This window comes from Bradyrhizobium genomosp. III (assembly GCF_000261705.1).
Classification (GTDB): domain Bacteria; phylum Pseudomonadota; class Alphaproteobacteria; order Rhizobiales; family Xanthobacteraceae; genus Bradyrhizobium; species Bradyrhizobium ottawaense.
In genome coordinates, this window is record NZ_AJQF01000568.1 from 1 (window position 1) to 2744 (window position 2744).

The 2744-nt window shown below is 57.9% G+C and carries 1 protein-coding gene and 2 pseudogenes; 2 read left to right on the plus strand and 1 reads right to left on the minus strand.

Annotated elements, in window-relative coordinates:
* Positions 1 to 81, plus strand: a pseudogene (locus tag IC66_RS48915) (outer membrane protein); the annotation flags it as partial.
* 424 nt (positions 82 to 505) lie between these two features.
* Positions 506 to 1501: pseudogene (locus IC66_RS49400) on the plus strand (IS110 family transposase).
* A 20-nt stretch (positions 1502 to 1521) separates the two neighbouring features.
* Here IC66_RS49400 and IC66_RS0142115 read toward each other — a convergent pair.
* Entirely contained in the window at positions 1522 to 2400 is an 879-nt protein-coding gene (locus IC66_RS0142115; protein WP_038951353.1) for a recombinase family protein, read from the minus strand.
* Between the last annotated feature and the right edge of the window lie 344 nt (positions 2401 to 2744).

Below are 2744 nucleotides of genomic sequence, written 5' to 3' on the forward strand. Positions count from 1 at the left end.
GCCAACAGCTGGAACCAGACGATCTCGACCTCGCTGGTCTACCGCTTCAACTGGACCGGTCCGGTCGTCGCGAAGTACTAATTTGACCTCGCGATCAAGTGTCAAAGCCCCGGCATCGCCGGGGTTTTTTCATTTGGCTGCGAGCCTCCTGTGGGCAAACAGGACGGCAAGTGCCGGCGCATCGCAAAATCACTCAGGACTCAACCTCATGTGCGGCCTCCACTTGATGGGTGTCGCTTTCCGATTGCGGCTCTCTGGTTCAGAGCCGGCCAGCGCGAAGCATCCGCGCCGATCGAAGCCGGATAATCCGGAAAAAAATTGCAGGGCTGCTTCCGCGATCCGCGGATAGCGCTGGTCCGGTCTGTGCCCTTCCAGGAGAAGAGATGCACGCGAGACAGCTACCCGCCGCCCAGCATCCGATAACGTCGTGCTCCTGCAAACCTCATTCAAAGAGTTAAAAGAGCCGAAGTGTGAAAGCCAGGATTCAGTCGCCGCTTGGGCGACGTTGTTGGGAGGAGGCTTGGATTGCGCAGCACGCCGAGTTGCCGGGCATCCGCCGGCAGTTAAACGCCGTTTTGTGCATTCCTTCTTTGAGAAGCTGCCGCCGTGCTTGGTGGGAATCGAAGCTTGCGCGTCATCCCATTATTGGTCCCGCGAACTGCAGGCGTTGGGGCATACAGTGCGGTTGATGCCTCCGGGTTACGTGAAGCCCTACGTCAAGCGCCAGAAGAACGATACGGCCGATGCAGAGGCGATTTGCGAAGCGGTCACGAGACCCAATATGCGGTTTGTGCCGACCAAGACAATCGAGCAATAGAGTTGCCTAATGCTTCATCGAGCGCGCCATCTTTTTATCCGGCAGCAGACTGCGCTCATCAATTCAATCCGCGCCTATCTTGCCGAGTTCGGTATCGTCGCTCCCGTCGGACGCAGAGGTGTCGAGCAACAACTGGAAGTCGTCGCCGATAAAGCCGAAGACCGGATCCCGGAGGTCGCCCGGAGGTGCCCCGCCGCTCTGGGCGAACAACTGTGCGCTCTAAAGGCTCGCATCCTTGAGTTCGACCGACGCATCATCGCCTGGCATCGATCAAACGCGACGAGCCGGCGGCTTGATGTTATTTCCCGGCGTCGGTCCGGCGCTGGCAACAGCGCTGGTTGCCAGCATTGCCGATCCTAAAGCCTTCCGATCCGGGAGAGACTTCTCGGCTTGGGTCGGTCTCGTGCCAAAGCAGAGCTCGAGCGGGGGCAAAGATAGGCTTTGGCACCATTACCAAGCAAGGCGATCGCTATTTGCGTAGCCTGTTCACGGCTGGCGCACTCCCAGTGATCCGCTACGCCAAGATTCACGGCCCCGATCATCGACCCTGGCTCACACGATTGTTGGCCCGGCGGCGCGCCAAGGTCGCGGCGATCGCGTTAGCCAACAAACCTCGCCCGGATTGCTTGGGCGATGATGGCCAGGAACGAACGCTATCAGGAACCGGCCGCGCTGGCGGCCTAAACGAGATTGCGTCGGGCATATCACCCTATAGAAATGCAGGGGTAGCACGGACCCCCTTGCAGCTGAATCTCGAGAAACCTCCCCGCGATGTCCTTCCGGATCTGTGCCGAGGAATGTCTAGGCAGGCTCAGATTTCCTGCACTGTGAATCACGAGGCCAGCGACGATCCGCTTGAGAAGAACGGTGATGTTCACTCTTCTCGCATAGCGTCGCTCCTGATCGGAAGAGAGGACTTTGATTTCTTCGACAAGATCGAGCAGCCCTGCTTTTAGCTCCTCGCCTGCTTGGTCGAGCAATGCTGGATGAGCCAGAAAAGCAAGAACGGTGATCTCAAAGTCTTTGTATGTCCAGGCGGAGCGGCTGCAGGCGCGATCACTCAAGACCTGCTCACATACGAGGACCTGCACATTCGAAATCCGATGGAAGATGACTTTTCTGCCGCAATAGGCACACAGGCATAGGTCACCGAAGATGTTAGCGAGGTCATTTCCTTTGCGCCCACGATGCGCCAGATTCTGTTGGCGCGCCGCCTGCGCAGCATCGAAAGTGGCCTTGTCTAAGACTGCAGGGTAATAGCCGGAAATGGGAGGGCCGCTCGGGATGCCCTTCTTATGACCCCCGGCGAAGGACTTCGGCTGGTACTCACCGTAGGTCGCCCGGTTCCGGAGCATGGAGTCTATGGTGGTGTTGTCCCAATTAAGCGATCCGGTGAAGGTCGGCACCTTTTGTTCGTCGAGATAATTCGCGATGGCGTAGCTGCCCATCCCGCCGATCGCGAGTTGGAAAATCTTTCGCACGGTTTCGGCCCGATCCGGGAGGAACACGAAGGACGACCGGTTTTGAGTGAGGCCAAGCCAACTTGGCGCCGCTGAGATCTTTTTGCTGCTCTCTTTAGACATAGTGATCCTAGGTCCGAATGGTTGGCTGCGCCTTCGAAACGGACACTCGATTCGTCCCCAAGAGCAAATCGATTCCCGGCCTTCAGGTGCACCAGACGTGCATGTTCCCGCCTTCGGGACCCATCGTCGGCGAGGCACTCACGCAGCTGTGAGCGCCAGAACCGTCATATCTAACAATAGCTTAAACAAAAATCCCCCTCAAGAAGTTGCGTGATTTTTGTGCAACACCCGTCGGAAAACAAGCTTCATAGGCCCGTTTCGGTGCGTTCTCTTGTTGTGTGTGCATGGGGCATCGATCATGGTGACTGGGCGACGGAGGGGGGCATCCCGAGGTCGTCCCGTTT

Bases quoted from the DNA above. Each gene is read 5' to 3' on its own strand.
- IC66_RS0142115 (WP_038951353.1), bottom strand. From the start codon at position 2,400: ATGTCTAAAGAGAGCAGCAAAAAGATCTCAGCGGCGCCAAGTTGGCTT.